Origin of the sequence: Dorea sp. AM13-35, from assembly GCF_003473885.1 — a bacterium.
GTDB lineage: Bacteria > Bacillota > Clostridia > Lachnospirales > Lachnospiraceae > Dorea_D > Dorea_D hominis.
Genome location: NZ_QUCZ01000010.1, coordinates 72392 through 88898, shown reverse-complemented (window position 1 = coordinate 88898; position 16507 = coordinate 72392). Strand labels below are relative to the sequence as shown.

Genomic DNA, 16507 nt, shown 5'->3' with positions numbered 1-16507 from the left:
GACTCCCCCATTGCCTTACGGGAACATTACAGGCGGATGCTTGGCATTGCACCGCTCACGGATTTTCTAAAAGTCTTGCTGATTACAACCCAAAGTCCATCCTCTGCTCACTGGCAGTTCCTATGTATCATTATCCCCTCGTAAGTGATCCTCGCAAAAGACCGCCACGGTCCTGTTTCAGTTAAAGATGATTCGCTCGAAACGAAAACGCCACAAAAGAACTCTGCCTCTCACTTTCTGGTCTAATTTCTTCCATGCCCTTTTCATCTGTCCTCGCGTCTTCCTGCCACGCTTCTACTTACGGGAACGTACCTGTAATGCTGGTATGAGGTTGTCAAAGTACACTGGCAAAATTTACCTGCCTATTAAATAGCCGACGAAAAACGCCATAATTATTCAATTTTTGATAAATTTTTTAATTTTTTTCTCAAACGGTTTCTTTTGGTATAAATCGTCTGTTCTGCCATTCCCATAATCTTAGCAACTTCTCTTCCAGAATATCCCCATGTACTGAGTAAGAGGATTTCCAGTGTCTGATGCTCCGTTTCTTTCAATAGTTCATAGATTCGCTTATCACCTATGTGATCCAGAAGCTCCTTTACATCCCTTGCAAACAGCTCGCTGTCCTTTTCTTTTATGGAATCCATATCCTGCATCGTTTCATCCAGATGTTCCCGGTATCTGCGCTCTTCCAGAAAGTCTTCCCTGTCCATCTGGCGCAGCTTTTGGATCTTCTCTTCTTCCATTCCCAGTTCACGCAATTTCTTTTCTTCCTGTTCTTTCCAATAATTCCACTTTCGTTCTTCACTTGTCTTGTTATAAGCCATTTATCTTTCCTCCGATCTGATTTTTGATATAGAAATCAAATCGGAGCATGGCGGTGACCGGATAGGTACGTTATAATGTTCGAAAAATGTCGAAGAAAAAAATGCTGCAACCTCTTCGATTACAGCACTTTTTTCCATCTTACGTGAATATTTCTTGTTGGTTCATAGGAGATTCCTTCTTTTTCTCATAATGAATAAAAGACTCTTGTCATCCATTATTTATTATAATTTTTCTACTATTACAATAGCTTTTTTAACAAGTTTTCTTGTCTTGGAGTTTAAAAGAAAGCTACCAGTTTTTTTCCTCTGATAGCTTTCCATTCATTCTTATTCTGTTGGGAACATCGCTGCTTCCAACTTATTCATCTCTGTATCCAAAAGACCATATTTTCCTGAGTTATCTTTTTCCACGGATACGTTTACAGTAACAGCTTTTCCATATCTGTTCTTTTCAAGACTCTTCTGGACACTTTCTGTTAATACAGCTGCAAAGACTTCCGGATCATTTCCATCCAATCCCTGCTTTATTTTTTCATTGCTTACCTCTGTAGAGCTTTGTTGCAATGTCTGAAATACATTGGATGGTTCAACTTGTACACTTACTGTATAGACTCCATCCTCTTCTTTCACATCTTGTACTTTGTATTTTGCCAGTTTCTTTACTTCTGTCAGTTTTTCCGCATAATCAGCAATTCCTTTATCCGTAATGTTATCGGAATCATCAAATTGCTGTTGGATACTCTCATTAAAATCCTCTTCGATTTCTTTCTTGGCATCTTTTTCCGAGATTTCTAACAGATTCGCATAGTCCTTATATTCTCCATGATAGTGTGCATCAAGAGAACTTTGGACGTAGGATTTGGCATCAAAGTCTGGTTGTCTGGAGCAAGCTGATAACAATATACATACTATAATTCCTATACTTATGCACAAAACACAATTCTTCTTTTGCATATTCTCTCCTTCACGCTTTATTTATCTTCAATTTTTATCGAAAATAACATTTTTAAATACTGTTCTATTGACTCCTTTTGAACTTTTCTTTCAATATTATATGGAATGCACATAAAAAACTCCACATAACCATTATCAATAAAACTCAGCAATACTTCTCCATTTTCTGTTAAAAAATGTACATATTTTTTATTACATTTACTTTCAAATTTAATATTCGACATTTGCTTGTATATTTTTTTGTAATGATTTTTTATGCTTACTTCATCTGTACAATCAGTTCCATCACCTATCAAAAAAGAAATATACAACTTATCATAATCTTCATTTCTATATGTCATATAAGAATCTGTATGACCATCACCAATATTTTTATAATGCTCATTTGGAATCGAATAACTAATTATTTTCCCCTCTAATGTTTCAAATCTTTCTGTTTCATCAATTCTAATTTCACATGGTTCAAACATTTTTTTTATAAACAAGCCCAATTCATAATCCGACATTTCTATAAAATTAATATAATCTTTTTCTTCCGTTTTTCGCGAATATCCCCCTCTATTATTCCGTTCCCATCTTCTAATTTCTAATTCATCTCCATTTTGTTTCAAATCAATTCTTTGATAATTCTTGGAAAATGTTGGAAAACTTTTATATTTTGTTTGTTTCCAAAAATTGTTTAATTGAGATTCGTCTACTTTTGGGGAACTTTCTGCAATTTTTATTCCTTTTCTAATTGCACAGCCTATCTTATCTATTGTTTCTTCAGCCATAATTTCAATTGTAGGTTCGATAGAAATATAACATCCCATAAACCTTTCAATGGCATTAGGCACAATTAAGAAACCATATTTTTGATTATAATATACAGAAATCATATCCGTTTTCTCCTCTCTATTACTTAAGGGGAATAAAATATTCCCCTTAAGCTATTTACTTTGCTATTATTTTCCTACTGTAATAATGAGTTTAACACCTTTATCAATACCATGTTTTGTAGCATTATTAACTGCATTTATCTGAGCTTCGCTTAATGTTACATTTGGAACAACTACTTGTAATTGTCTACCCACTATTTCTTCCGCATTAACAAATTTACCATTAAATGTTTCTCCTATAAATCCTGAAACTTTATTAATGTCCTTGACAATTACCTTTTCCAATTTATTACCATTTTGATAAGTCTTTGCACCTAAGTCTCGGCTTTTAACACTAGTCACAACACCATTTTCTACTTTATCTATGGTCGGGAAATTGTGTCCCAAGTTATTTCCCATAGCTTTGTCAATAATATCTCCTCGCTCTAATGGTGGTTTTTCCCAAGTGCCTTCTGGCAATTTTGTTTCGGTTACTTCTGCAACTAATTTTTTAAACGATTTATCAATCCCATCATTATGGGTACTTCCTGCACTCCTTACTACATTCAAAAGTTTCCCAGCCCCATAACTAAGGCCACCCATAACGCCACCTGTCACTGCTCCTGCAATACCACCGACTAACGTATCTTTTGCTACTTGTTTCAGACTATTTCCAGACAAACCTGAATTCACTGCACTATATGAAGCTCCACCAATAGCTCCAATAACTGCTCCTGAAACCATCGCCGTTCCTAAGCCACCCATTGCTGGCAATGCTGCCAGAACTGCTCCTGCAGCCAAACCGCCTGTTGCAGCAACTACAAGACCAGAAACTGTAACCGCAGTTATACCAATGGCTACTTTTTTCACCGCATTCCAGTCTACTTTTCCAAGCTTATCTGTAATACGATTTGTTGTCGTACACATATGTCGTACCACTTCTGAGCGGATTTCTGCCGTTCTTTCTGAAACATAGGATTTGAAAGATGTATAAGTTTTTCCAATTTTCTGTACCCCATTGCTTACAGAACGAATAAACTGACTTCCTCTGGATGTGATCTTTTGATATGTACTGCTACTGGTTACACGATTTTTCACAGATTGATATGTCTGTTTTGCATGTTTAGCTGCATTTTTGGCAGTTTTTGCTACCCCCTTCACTGTGTTAACAATAGTTTTTGCTGCTTTCTTAGCTGTATTTACTACTGTTTTGACTACCTTTTTCGCAGTATTAACGATTTTCTTGCCGACACTCTTGACTGCTTTCGCTGCTTTTTTAGCTGTACTCTTAATCCTGCTCCACAATGAATGTCCTGTCGGATCACTGTAATTCAGCGGATTATTGGTCGTATAATCGTAGCGGTTTCTGGTCAATGGATTTTCTGTCGTTCCAAGGTCACTATCTTCAGTTGTAAAGGTTCCGTTCTCTGCGTTATAGTATCTTGCCCGCAGATACTGAAGTCCTGTTTTTACATTTGTGGACTCCCCATTGTAACCGTAGTAATTGACACCGTCTGCTGTTCCTGATGTAAGGTTACCGTATGAATCATACTGATAACTGTTCGTCAGATTAGCTGTTTCGGTCAGGATTCCGGTCACGCTGTTTCTTCCGTCATATAAATAATAACTGCTTTCTTCCGATTTATCAACGCTTACCCGTTCTCCGATTCCACTTTCTCCATAAGTATAAGCCTGACGTACTTTCTCGTCTGCTCCATACTCTGCAAGGACTTCTGTATTCTCGCGATTGATATCGTTGATATACTCTGTCAGTGTGTATCCTTTGGCATTGGAACCGCCTTTTACCAGAGAGGCAAGCTGCTCTTTCGGGCTGTTTCCATCTTCGGTACGCTGGTTCGCCGGGATCAGGACTTATCAAGGAATAACATATCGTAGGATTCTTCTTCCAGCCTGTTAAGAAGCTGCTCCGCAGAATAGTATATTTCTATAGATATCTGACAGTCATTCGCTTTCCCATAATGGAGCAGCTTCTGTTCTAACCAATTACATAGGATGATGTCATCATCACAGATTGCAAGTTCTAGCATATTTTCTTACCCTCAGTCTTTCGTAACACGACAAATGGGGAAAAGAATCCCCTTCAATTCTTTTCCCGAATGGACATCACTAATTTTGTGTCATTTTTCCGATGCAACAGCACCACTTCCTTTGCTGTCTTATTTTGTCCTCTATATAATAAACACTTGAACAAGAAAAAACTGTCGCCATTTTATAATTTATTTATATTTTTTATGTTTTATTTATATTTTATCCAAATATTACAGCGATAACTAATAATGTCACCCCCTGCATTATTCTTTTTATTTTTAGCGTCATTTGATAAAACATCAACGTTTTTGATGGCAAAAAGGGAACCTGCAAAACCAGATTCCCTTTAAAATACATGCTCTTCTCTAAAAGGATGATAAATCCACCATCCTCTGCTTATTTTTAAAAACTTTTTCCTTTTTTACAATACTTATAAATATTAAATGGTTTTTCTTTTTTTTCAAATAAAATCCCTGTTGTTTTAATAATTTTTATAAGTTCATCCGACTCCATATCTGTCGTTTTAAATATAAATATTTTCTTTTCATTTGTTATGAAAAAAAAGAAGTTTTTATATAAGAACATTCTATCAATATTTTTAAATTCATAAATTTGATCTTCATCTATTTTAATTGCGTTTTCATCGATATCCACCGTTTCATATCCTGATCTACCCCAGACAAATTCATGAACATTTTTTTCAAAATTTTTACCAATCATTTGATACCAAATAATCCAAGCCACACAAGCCACACAAGTTCCAATCCCTATTCCAAACATCAAATAACTTTCCGACAGATAACAATTAATCGACAGTAAAAATTCTACAGGTGTAAAAATATAGATAATCATTCTACTTTTCTGTCTTGTTTTAAATAATTGATTAGGAATTATAAACCCAAGCGAAAGCATTCTTTCTAATTCTTCCCTATCCTCATCTGACACAATTGATTTAATATGCATTCTTCTTAATCCCCCTTTTGCCAGAGGTCCTCTTTATAAAATCGAACCTCTGGCCATTGTCTCTTTTATTCTTTTACAATTTACAGCGCTTGAATCAACAAACCAAAAACAGTACCTGCTCCAGCTGAAAATAAAGCAATAATTGACGGAATTGCATTTACAACTAATGCACCCGCAAGAACTAATATTACGGCTCCTGCCAGTATATTACTATGCTCTTTTGTGAATTCTACAACATTAAATTCAAGACCACTATTAGAATTTAATGTCATTGTAAAAATCAAAGCAACCGATATTGTCCACTCTTTTTCCTCTTCTGGCAGCAAATCTGATGTACTAAATACAATGGAAAACTCTACACTATTGGCAAAAACATTATTTATTTCAAAAGCAATATTACCAGATTTAACCGATAAAGCAATTTTTTCTATCGTATTTCCAAAGTTATCTGCTCCCTCTATACCTGTATCTGATAAATTTGATGAAATCTCCATAATTTGATTTTTGCAAGTTTGTGTCAATTCTCCATCATTTCCTATATCCACTTTTATATTATAAATTTTACCAGTTGAACTTTCAAGCGATGTGGATATTTTAGTAGAAATATCAATTGCTCCTTGAGGACTCATCATTGTTCCCAGTGAAATTTCCTTATCATACTCCACACCCACATCCATAATTTTATTCAGATAACCAAGCGGCTCCATTACATTATAGACATATTGATTTCGTGCTATTTTTACCTTTGCCCGAAGATTTTCTTGCGCTATTTCCTCATCTGTTTTTGTCGATACGGCATCGAACTTTTTAAATCCAGTATCTCTCCCTGAATATGCATCTTTATCCAGTGGGAACGAAGGTGATGAAGAAAATGAGTTCAACTCACAAAATTGATCAAATGCCCAGTTCTTCGGCATCGAATATCCCAAATTACAGCTAAATCCAGTTGACATATCTGCCACAAATGATTTACTTGCCAATCCTGCTTCATAAACTTTAGTACATACATATCTTGGTGCATAAATGCCGACTTTATAATTTTTATCATTTGTCGAACTGAAAAAGATCATGTGAATCTGTTCAAAATAAGGTATAATAAATGTATCAATCTGATATGAATAACAATCAAAATCCACTGCAAAGTATATAGTCGTTCCACTTGGTATACCGATTCTCTCGGCTGCTAAAATTGCTGTCTGTGCATCAACACTTCCCTGGGACGGATCCTTAAAATAGTTTAATTCATATCCTCCATCCTGATATATCGGGAATACCGATAATCCTGCATTTTCAATGTTTTTCACTTCTGTTGATGTCAAATATTTCGGTGTATGTTCTTTTCCAACAGAACCTGTCAGATAACGTCCTACATGAGTATACCCTGCATTTTTTATATCTAATGCCTGTTGTTTATTTAATACTGTTGCACAGTCACACGCTTTTGCTGCCCTGTTTGTATCGCCTTTACTCGTAAGCAATGATTTCATAGTAGAAACATTTACTTTTCCTTTTGTTACAAGTCCAATTCCTGTCAGACCATAAAACTCCTGAAATTCTGACACCTTTGACTCTGTAGTCGAATCAAACACGCCATCGAATCTTCCCGGATTATATCCGTTAAAATATAGTCCGTATTGAGCAATCTTATTAAATGGAACATATTTCGTCGAGTTCTGTCCGTTCTGTAATGTACCCGGAAACGCATTTGTTGTTGCATCGCCAAAATTAACTGAATTCAAATCTGTAATTAATTCAGTTGTAACTCCTTCAGCCGCCTGCAATGCACCAACTAAAGACAAAATTGTCTGTCTTGAGGCAATTCCATCACAAGGTCCAACACCAATAACATCTGACCAGTCACTATTTAATTGCTGTTGAATAAGAACAATATTGGAATCCCCACCAGAAACCTTTGTAAACCAGTTTAGGGATAACAATCCAGACCAAACTTTCCAATCAATTTTGCCCGTAACTTCCAGTCCTGCATTTTCCTGCATCTTTTTAACTGCATTTACTCCTGATGTATAATAAATTCCAGTAATTCCTCCAGCAGCATATCCTTTGCAAAACAGAGCACACTGAATCAAGCATACATTAACCTGCGGAGTATCATTCGGATCCATTTTTGTAATAATGGCTAACTTCTTCATGGTATTAATAGTAAGTGGTCCAACCGTTCCTGTAATCGTTGAGATTCCATTCTGAATCTGAAATGCACGAATGATTCCCTGCATCACGGCTGTTCCGGTCTTTCCATCTTCATCCAGTTTTACCCAATCCTTATGTCCACCAAACATCGCATTTAAATATTTTTGTGCTGCTTTTACATTCTGATCACTCATATTCACTACCTCCTAATTCAAGTCAATTATAAAGATTTCTAACTCTTTATATGTCTATCACTAAAAGTTACAATAACAATTTATCAATCAACTGTGACTATTTTGTGACTATTTTCCAAAGGATTCATTAACTCCCTTATAAAATCCTTAACAAATTATGAAAGAAACCATCAATTTATCACCCCATATCCCATTATAGAACTGTAATCTACTGCATAATTTCTCTGCCGTACCTGATCACTGGAATTTCCCTCAATCGTGTAAACTCTTCCACCTTCACACTTTTCTACTATTCCTACATGATCCGATGTTCCATCATGATCCCAGTCAAAAAAGATGATCATTCCAGCTGTCGGAGTTGTTCCGCCACTCTGCCACTTATTCTTTCCCTGAAACCAGGACACTCCATCACTGCACAATGAGAATTTAGGAACATTCCCACTTGCAATCAGACCGCTCTGATCCGCACACCAGCTTACAAAACAGGCACACCATTCTACCCGACTGTCAAATCCGTACCAGCTCCAGAACTTCTGACCGCCACTGTTTCCAAGCTGCCCCATTGCAACCGACACAATCTGCTGATTACCAAACAAACCAGCAAACAGGCTGCCACCGGAATAATACCGCATCACATGGGGAACGTATTGGGGATCTCCGTAACTGCTCCATCCATGCGAAGCTGCCTGTTCCTGTGAAAACTGCAATGCATTGGCTTCTGTATAACCGCCTCTTTGCAATGCCCATCCTATGTAGCCATTTCCATAGTTATATCCCTGCCATGCAAGTTTCAGCTTGTCCAGATCCTGTGGACTGCTGCATCCTGCCTGTCTGATACAGTCTGCAAAGGTCTGTACTCCAACCTCTATCGAATAATCCGGATCAGTAATAGAACCAGGAGTGTGTGGGAATCTTGTATTATATGGACTTTCCGAACACTGCATCGGGTCTGTTCCCCTGCCTCCAGATTCCTGCATCATGATGGCCTGTATCGCAGACACATATTCCGGAATGCCGTATTGGGATGCATACTGCTGTATCACAGAAGTATACGCAAGCACTTCTTCACTTAGGGATTCGGAGCTTTCCGAATTACTGCTGAAAGCTGCTCCTGCAATGATTCCCACAATCAGAATAAATACCAGAAGAAATGCACTACCTCCGGCAGCAATCCATTTTCCCATTTTTTCAAGAGCTACTACCCCTTTTTGAATCGCTGCTGTAATTCCCTGTACGGATAACTTTGAACCCTTTCCAGTTACCTGAAGGACTGCTTTTCCACTTTCTGCCGATGCCTGTGCTGACTTTCTTGCCATCTGGGCTGCTCTTGCTTTCTGCATCGCCTGAAGACTTTTTTCCATCTGCTGTTTCTGCATGGATGCCTGTGTCTTTATTTTTTCTTGAGACAGACCGGATACTTTTACCACTCTCGGTGCTGCTTTCACCTGCCGTTTACCATTCTCCTTGGCAAGTGCTGCCTGCTCCGGTTTCAACTTGATTAATTTCTTTCCGCTTTCTGCCCCCTGCTCCATTGCTTCTTCGGCAGCTTTCGCTTCTTCCTGTCTGCTTTTTCTTTCTTTTATCTTCCTGTAGGTCACTCCGGCAAGTTTTTTCCCACCTCGATATGTGGTTTTCCCTATGGTTTTTCCTGTCACACTCGCCGCCCTGTACTGTACGGATTCTATTTTTTCAATGCCATACTGTGTTGGAGAGTCTGACTGACCACTGCTTTTCTCATGTAGTTCCCTTGGCTTTTCTTTTGCTTCCAGTACAGCCGAGCGAATCAGTTCTTTCGGAAGCCGGGCAGCCGGATTTCGAATCTTCGGATTCTTATCCCTTACCCGTTCCTTGATATCTTTCATCCGGTCACCCTCTTTCCGTAGTTTTTATCTCATCGGGCAACATCCCGATGTTTCTTTTTTTCCTGCTGTTTCTGTAACTTTTCCAACTGTCTGATTGCTTCATTTACCAACGGATGCTCGTTGTAATATGGCACAAGTTCCAAATCCCCCCTGTCTTTGGATGACAACGGCAATGGATATTCCATATCCGAATAAATAGAGTCCGGATCATGGATAGAAAATTCAATAGCCGGACACATATTGGCAGATGTTCTACAATACTTCTGGTACTTTTTATATGCCTCTTCCAGCGTTCTGCATTTTGTATATTCTCCTAAATCATGGAACTCACCGCACTCTGCAGCATAAAAAGTTATCGTTACTTCTTCTTTTTTCTTCATTATGATTCTCCCGGTTTTGTTGTCATTAGTTTATAAAGGTCTGTATTCTTTGGGAACGTATTCTCAAATGGTACGATATTTCCAGAGCAACGGATCAGACCACTGCCAACCGATACATTTGTAATATAGGACAGTTGGTTTTCGGAAATATTCAAAAGAGCTGCCAATTCTTCCCTGTCTGTACTTGCCTGATTCAAAAGAATCAAAAACTCACTGTTTGCCAACATCAGTCTTGCAGTGTCCGATTTCAGAAGTTCCTCAACATTTTGGGTTAAACCTGTCACGAATCCATTGTATTTTCTGATTCTCTTGTACAGTCGGTAGAAGAAATTTGCACTGTATTCATAGCGGAATAACAGATAGAACTCATCAGCAAATATCCATGTCGTTTTTCCTTCTTTCCAGTTCTGAATTACCCTGTTGAAAATACTGTCTAAGGTAACCAGCATTCCCAGTGGCATAAGCTGTTCCCCCAGTTCCCGGATATCATAATCCATGATCCTGTTCTTCTTATTCACATTGGTCGGCTGTGCAAAGGTGTTCAGGCTTCCATTGATAAAAAGTTCGGATGATAATGCCAGTCCTCTTGCCTCTTCTTCCGGCTGTAACATCAGCTGTCGGTACATATCTTTCAATGTCGGAACTTCTCCGGTATAACCACTTCGGATATAATCCCGGTACACATCTGCAGCACAGCGGTCCAGGATTGACTTTTCTTTTGCTGACAGGTTTCCTGCTCCAACCAACTGTTCAAATACAGACAGAATAAACTCCGATTTTTCAATCAGTGGATTCTTTTCATTGCCGTAGGCTGCGTCCATATCCATTGCATTCAGGTGATTGTCTGATGTCGCAGATACTTTTACAACCTGTCCACCCAGAGCCTCTACTAATTTTGTGAATTCGGACTCCGGATCAAGAATCAGGATATCGTCATCGGTACTCAATGCCAGATGCACAATCTCTTCTTTTGCCGAAAAGCTCTTTCCTGATCCACTGACGCCCAACCGGAAACTGTTTCCATTCATCAGTTTCTTCCGGTCGGCTACCAGAAGGTTCTTGCTGACTGCATTCTGCCCATAATAGATACCGCCCGGCTGCAGGATTTCCTGTGTATGGAACGGGATTAAAACAGCCGTTGATTCCGTTGTCAATGTACGCAGGGCATTGATCTTTCGCAGTCCGTAAGGAAGCACTGTATTGAGTCCGTCCACTTGCTGCCACTTTAATGTTGCCATCTGGCACAGATGCTTTCTTGCTATCGACAATAATAATTCCGTATCGGAATCCAACTGTTTTTTACTGTCTGCCAGATGTACCATTGTCAAAATTCCGAACATCATACGCTGGTCTCTGGTTGTCAGATCATCGAGCATTTCCTTGGTTTCTTTTCTCTGAAGTTCCATATCGTATGGTACGATTGCCGAGAAGTTATTATTAGCGTTCTGCCTTCTCTGCCAGTTGGTCACGTTGGTTTCCACACCAAGCAGTCGGTTCTGGATTTCCCTTACCGCTTCATCCGTAGGGACTGGCAGGATATCAATCGACAATATCAGATTCCGGCTGAAGTCACACAGTTCTGAAATCATGTCATCTTTAACATAACTTGCATAATCCTGCATATACAGGACTCTTCCGTACCTGTCACCGATTTTAAAATGGTCACGTTCAAATTCCATAGAATCCGGACACATCCAGTCCTTGAAACTTGTTCCCTTCTTGGCAAATTGTTTCAGATCAAACGGAAATGCCTGTGGGACATCTCCCTTGAAGAAGTCCCTGAAAATCTGGAGCCGGCTCTCTGCGTCCAGTCCTTCTGCTGTGGACGATAACTTTGCCAGATGTGTTACGATGTCTGTTCCGATACGTGCAAAATAGGTTCTTGCATCGTCAATCGATCTTTTATGTACACTGACAGTCAGATACCGTTCCTGATAGATGCTGTTGTTTGTTCCTGTAATCTTAGACAGGAGCATTTCGTTGTATTCTTCCCGGTAGTGGTCCAGTCCATCTTCCTTCATTGGAAGCAGGATTGATTTTTCAAATTCTTCTTTATTGATTCTCCGGTTATTGATGGTAATTTTGGCAGAAATGCCGGAATCCAGTGAATTTAAGAGTTCGGAATAATCCAGAAACATTTCTGTCTTATTGTCCTTACTCGCAATATAATAGTTGATATCTGTAAAACGATATGTTTTTGAGAATTTCGTTCCCTGTTGAAAAATTCCATCCGGCCAGATTCGCTGGATGGGAATTGCCTGTTGGACTGATTTCGGAACTTTGAAGCGTTCCTTATCCATCCGAAGTGCCTGACTTAAGGTTTTAATCAAAGGCATCACTCCTTCCCTTGCGTTTCTTTCTCTGTTTTGCTTCTGCTCTTTGCTCCCGCTCTTTTATGATTTCCGCTCCATCCTTTTGATTCTTTTCTCCCAGCGAGATGGTCTCCTGCATGCAGGAGTAGTGGATATCTTCCGACTGAAACACCAGTTTCTTCGGATACAGCAATTCGGATTTGATCACTGCCCATAAAAACTGTTCGGCTGTCATACCATGATATTTGAAAAAGCCACAGGCAGCAAATGGAGTAGCACCAAGCACACACAGCCATCCGGTTATTTCCTGTCCGGTAATTTCACGCATTCCAAAGTAAATTCCGATTGCTGTAAGAATCGCAAGAACAGAACACACACATTGTCTCAGGTCCAGTCCCATAAACATGGATTCCTGATAGTCCCGGATTTCTTTATTCATCTTGACTTCCATAACTTATCGCTCCTTTCCTCTGCTTTGTTTCTTCGTTTTCTGTGGTTTTTCTTTCGGTACTTCTATCCCGGCAAATCTACAGTGTTCTGCAACGCCTTCCGGATCAAATTCCGCAAGTCTTGCTAGATCAAACGCTACCTTCTGATAGGTTGCATATCCTGATCTTCCTGTTTCATTCAACACTTTTCCTAGTTTATGTTCCTTGATAAAATGAAGCATATCCTTGGTAAAATCTCCTGTTATAAAAGCCTCATTTGGCTCTAAGAACTGATAGGGCAGATTAATGGTTACATCTCCAAAATCTTCCCATTCTCTCCCTTCCTTATGGCAGAGTCCTACATATAAATTTCCATTGTTCCGATAAGAGCTCACTCGTATTGCTACTGTCTCACGTCCAAATTCCCAGTTATATCTTAATGTTTTCTTTATATCCATATTTTTAACCTCCAAGTCCCATCATTTCTCTGACAATACGGTCAGATGCCTTAATTGCTCCAACCAGCACCAGTAAATTAAATACCAGTTCTCCGACATAGTTCCACACGATTGTAACTGCACTCAACTCCGTATCTCCGACAGCCGGAGGGCTTGCTGCATAAGCAGAAAAGATAATACATGCCAGTGCAATAATTGCCCCTTCCAGACATACGCCTACATAAGAACGGATAAAGTTCTTTCCAATGGACTGCGTGGGTTCTCCTGCAAATGAGGAAATCGGAATCGGGGCGATTGCCGTATACATATAGATTTTGAACATTCTGCCATACACTGTCAGGATCATTACAAATGACAATACAGTGATCAGCAGACTGCCAAGCAGTGTAACAATCCACAGCGGAATAGATTCCAGCATTCCCACGCTCTCAATCTTATCTACAATCTCCGTTGGCAGTTCCGTCACGCTTCCTGCCATACTGGAGCCACTCATTACGGTTGTCACGATTCCCTGCACAATGGAAAACAGTGCCTGCATAAGTTCCATCCCGTATGTAATTGCTCCCTGAGCAAGTGCAAACCGGATAAATGCTTTTAGCACATGTTCCGGCTTTTTCAGATCTGTAAAACTGCCACACGTTTTAATGATTCCGGCTGCGAAAAATAATACCAGTAATCCATAAGCAATGGCTGTCAGTGCATCATTAATATTTACCATAATCCGCCAGATGCCGCCGCCCTTAAAAGTTGCCGGATTTTCGGTCAGCAGAGTCCACAGTTCTGCCATCTTTTCACTCCATGTGGATAGTGCTGAGTTTAGATTCTGTACAATCCAGTTATCACTCAAAAACTCTCACCTCCTTAAACATATTTTTGAATACAGGAGTACCTTCCGGCACTCCTGCTGTTTCCTGATATATTTTTTCAAAGAGGCTTACGCCATAATCAAATCGAGGATTTCTTTGGCGAACGTAATAATTACCCCTCCGGCCAGTGTCAGAAATCCATTTGCCCTCTGGCTTGGATCATGGCTTTTTAAAGACAGACCAACCTGCACAACACCAAATCCAAGCAAAATCAAACCGATCGCACGAATCAGAGAAAAAATAAAGGTAGACAGGTTATTGATAACGGACAACGGATCTCCGGCTGCGAATGCGGTCGTTGCTCCAACCGTTACGGTCAGTACCAGTGCCATATAAAGGCTCATCCACTTTTTCTGTTTTCTCCCCATCGGCATCGGGGTTATCATTTTTTCAGTTGTATTCTTTTTTGTTCTATTTTTTTCTCCTGTGAGAAGTTTCTTCAATACACATCACTCCAATCCATCAAAAAACTGCTATTCACCAAGGATGTCCTCGGTAGACAGCAGTTCGTAATCGTCTAATCTGTTAATGTCAATCTTTAGGTCGTCGTGAGCCAGTGGTGTTTTCGCATAATCATAAGGCGATGCACCACCGTCCTCTGTGTATCTGAAATTCACATGCTTTTTTAAATCATATTTATCGTCCATGATCGGACGCTCCCCACGAATAAACAAAATCGCTTTGCGGTTATCTAAAAGCCGTATTTCATCCGGTGTTAAAAGTTCCCTTCCTGTCTGCTGATAATTCACCGAATAGCTGCCGCTACGCCCTTTTGTCTGTCCGTAGGTATTGGTATCCAATGTCTCTTTTCCCAATAATTCCGAGACATACTTATGTCCTTCTTTTTCATTTCCACCCAGATATAAAAATTCATCGCAGTTGCCGATCAGACTCTCATACGAGTCTTTAAATAAGGCTTTCATCTGTGCAATGTTCTGGATGATGATACTGCAGGAAATCCCTCTGGAACGCATGGTTGCCAGAATCTTGTCAAAATCATCCGGCAAGGCTACGTTTGGCCATTCATCCATAATGCAGTGTACCGGAATCGGAAGCCTTCCTCCGTACTTCCGATCTGCCACATAATACAGTGTCTGAAACAGATTACTGTAAATCATGCCGACCAGATAATTCATGCTGGTGTCTGCATCCGGAATACAGCAAAACAGTGCTACTTTTTTCTCCCCAATACTGTATAAGTCCAGTTCGTCCGTACAGGTCAGGTTGGCGATTTGTTTCAGATTGAACGCTGCCAGACGGACACCAACCGATATCAAAATAGACTTTGCGGTCTTTCCGGCCGCCTGCTTATAAATGGCATACTGCTTGACCGCAATACTCTCTGGGTCCCGCATTTCCAGTCTTTCAAACAAAATGTCCAATGGTGACTGGTAATCCTCATCATCTTCTTTGACCTGTGCGCTTCCAAGCATTTCCATAATCATCGGGAAGTTCTGTTCTTCCGGTGGAGCTTCATGCAGTAAATACAGCATAAGTGCCTGTAAAAGTGCAGTCTCTGACTTTTCCCAGAACGGGTCCGAGCTTTGTGCACCTTTCGGTGTCGTGTTGCGGATCAGGTTGTTAATTAGTTTCAGCACATCCTTGTCATCCCGGACATACGCAAACGGATTATAACACCAGGAAGTCTCCGGATTGATCAAATCAAAAACCCGGACTTCATATCCATTCCGTTCCAGAACACCTCCTGTTTTGCGCAGAAGTTCCGCTTTCGGATCTGTGATCACCATCGAGCAGTTGCACTGCATGATGTTCGGAATCGCATAGGTCCGGCTCTTTCCTGCCCCGGAACCTCCGACTACCAGCACATTTAAATTTCGTTTATGCTTATATCCATCCAGTCCCATGCGGAAATGCTGTGTCAGAAGCAGATTATTCGTGTACTGCTTTTCGCAGTAACGTCTGCAGATTTCGGACACGTTGCCCCATTTTGCGGAACCATGTTCCACGCCTCTTCTATAATTTCTTTTTTGGGATTCATAAATACCAATGCCTAAGAAATAGGCTGCTGTGAATATCAGAATACATTTGAACGTATACGGTGTATACGTGATAAAAAACGGCTGTTCGAGTTTTTCGCTCAGCGTTTCTAAGATTTGAATAAAATTCTTATCCGGTGTAATGGCACAAGCGGTAATCGCTGCCGCCCACCAGACAAATGGCAGAAAGACAAGATACAGAACCCAGTCCT

15 protein-coding genes are annotated in these 16507 nt (G+C 39.8%); all 15 read right to left on the bottom strand.

Annotation, left to right across the window (positions count from 1 at the left end; all coding sequences use genetic code 11):
- Positions 1-392: 392 nt before the first annotated feature.
- Positions 393-827: a helix-turn-helix transcriptional regulator gene (locus DW152_RS11690; RefSeq protein ID WP_007886453.1), complete on the bottom strand. Its 435-nt coding sequence runs from the start codon at positions 825-827 to the stop codon at positions 393-395.
- Positions 828-1154: 327 nt separating this feature from the next.
- On the bottom strand, positions 1155-1781 hold the full coding sequence (locus DW152_RS11685) for a hypothetical protein (protein WP_007884654.1): 627 nt from the start codon (positions 1779-1781) through the stop codon (positions 1155-1157).
- Between the two features lie 17 nt (positions 1782-1798).
- A complete protein-coding gene (locus tag DW152_RS13360; RefSeq protein ID WP_007884653.1) occupies positions 1799-2659 on the bottom strand; it encodes a contact-dependent growth inhibition system immunity protein in 861 nt (286 codons plus the stop codon).
- Between the two features lie 66 nt (positions 2660-2725).
- Complete coding sequence (locus tag DW152_RS11675; protein ID WP_242972160.1) at positions 2726-4237, bottom strand: RHS repeat-associated core domain-containing protein; 1512 nt, start codon at positions 4235-4237, stop codon at positions 2726-2728.
- Positions 4238-4503: 266 nt separating this feature from the next.
- Positions 4504-4686 (bottom strand): hypothetical protein, encoded by a 183-nt coding sequence (locus DW152_RS11670; RefSeq protein WP_225877016.1) that lies wholly within the window; start codon positions 4684-4686, stop codon positions 4504-4506.
- Between the two features lie 403 nt (positions 4687-5089).
- Complete coding sequence (locus DW152_RS11665; protein ID WP_006426967.1) at positions 5090-5650, bottom strand: hypothetical protein; 561 nt, start codon at positions 5648-5650, stop codon at positions 5090-5092.
- A gap of 80 nt (positions 5651-5730) precedes the next feature.
- Positions 5731-7992, bottom strand: a complete 2262-nt coding sequence (locus DW152_RS11660; protein WP_007884642.1) for a glycoside hydrolase domain-containing protein — start codon at positions 7990-7992, stop codon at positions 5731-5733.
- A 170-nt stretch (positions 7993-8162) separates the two neighbouring features.
- A complete protein-coding gene (locus DW152_RS11655) occupies positions 8163-9854 on the bottom strand; it encodes a lysozyme family protein (protein ID WP_117482323.1) in 1692 nt (563 codons plus the stop codon).
- Between the two features lie 29 nt (positions 9855-9883).
- The gene (locus tag DW152_RS11650) at positions 9884-10234 is read right to left on the bottom strand and encodes a hypothetical protein (protein WP_117482322.1); all 351 of its coding nucleotides are present in this window, start codon (positions 10232-10234) and stop codon (positions 9884-9886) included.
- A complete protein-coding gene (locus DW152_RS11645; RefSeq protein WP_199596345.1) occupies positions 10234-12564 on the bottom strand; it encodes a VirB4-like conjugal transfer ATPase, CD1110 family in 2331 nt (776 codons plus the stop codon). The genes DW152_RS11650 and DW152_RS11645 overlap by 1 nt, the downstream gene beginning before the upstream one ends.
- A complete protein-coding gene (locus DW152_RS11640) occupies positions 12557-12997 on the bottom strand; it encodes a PrgI family protein (protein ID WP_007884640.1) in 441 nt (146 codons plus the stop codon). The genes DW152_RS11645 and DW152_RS11640 overlap by 8 nt, the downstream gene beginning before the upstream one ends.
- A gap of 3 nt (positions 12998-13000) precedes the next feature.
- On the bottom strand, positions 13001-13432 hold the full coding sequence (locus tag DW152_RS11635) for a DUF4313 domain-containing protein (RefSeq protein ID WP_007884639.1): 432 nt from the start codon (positions 13430-13432) through the stop codon (positions 13001-13003).
- A 4-nt stretch (positions 13433-13436) separates the two neighbouring features.
- The gene (locus DW152_RS11630; RefSeq protein ID WP_172590441.1) at positions 13437-14279 is read right to left on the bottom strand and encodes a hypothetical protein; all 843 of its coding nucleotides are present in this window, start codon (positions 14277-14279) and stop codon (positions 13437-13439) included.
- Positions 14280-14366: 87 nt separating this feature from the next.
- Positions 14367-14684 carry a glutamyl-tRNA amidotransferase gene (locus DW152_RS11625; RefSeq protein WP_044927371.1) on the bottom strand — a complete coding sequence of 106 codons (318 nt, stop codon included), beginning with the start codon at positions 14682-14684 and terminating at the stop codon, positions 14367-14369.
- Between the two features lie 87 nt (positions 14685-14771).
- A complete protein-coding gene (locus tag DW152_RS11620) occupies positions 14772-16496 on the bottom strand; it encodes a VirD4-like conjugal transfer protein, CD1115 family (RefSeq protein WP_154301185.1) in 1725 nt (574 codons plus the stop codon).
- Positions 16497-16507 lie beyond the last annotated feature (11 nt).

Bases quoted from the DNA above. Each gene is read 5' to 3' on its own strand.
- DW152_RS11690 (WP_007886453.1), bottom strand. From the start codon at position 827: ATGGCTTATAACAAGACAAGTGAAGAACGAAAGTGGAATTATTGGAAA.
- DW152_RS11685 (WP_007884654.1), bottom strand. From the start codon at position 1,781: ATGCAAAAGAAGAATTGTGTTTTGTGCATAAGTATAGGAATTATAGTA.
- DW152_RS13360 (WP_007884653.1), bottom strand. From the start codon at position 2,659: ATGATTTCTGTATATTATAATCAAAAATATGGTTTCTTAATTGTGCCT.
- DW152_RS11670 (WP_225877016.1), bottom strand. From the start codon at position 4,686: ATGCTAGAACTTGCAATCTGTGATGATGACATCATCCTATGTAATTGG.
- DW152_RS11665 (WP_006426967.1), bottom strand. From the start codon at position 5,650: ATGCATATTAAATCAATTGTGTCAGATGAGGATAGGGAAGAATTAGAA.
- DW152_RS11660 (WP_007884642.1), bottom strand. From the start codon at position 7,992: ATGAGTGATCAGAATGTAAAAGCAGCACAAAAATATTTAAATGCGATG.
- DW152_RS11655 (WP_117482323.1), bottom strand. From the start codon at position 9,854: ATGAAAGATATCAAGGAACGGGTAAGGGATAAGAATCCGAAGATTCGA.
- DW152_RS11650 (WP_117482322.1), bottom strand. From the start codon at position 10,234: ATGAAGAAAAAAGAAGAAGTAACGATAACTTTTTATGCTGCAGAGTGC.
- DW152_RS11640 (WP_007884640.1), bottom strand. From the start codon at position 12,997: ATGGAAGTCAAGATGAATAAAGAAATCCGGGACTATCAGGAATCCATG.
- DW152_RS11635 (WP_007884639.1), bottom strand. From the start codon at position 13,432: ATGGATATAAAGAAAACATTAAGATATAACTGGGAATTTGGACGTGAG.
- DW152_RS11625 (WP_044927371.1), bottom strand. From the start codon at position 14,684: ATGATAACCCCGATGCCGATGGGGAGAAAACAGAAAAAGTGGATGAGC.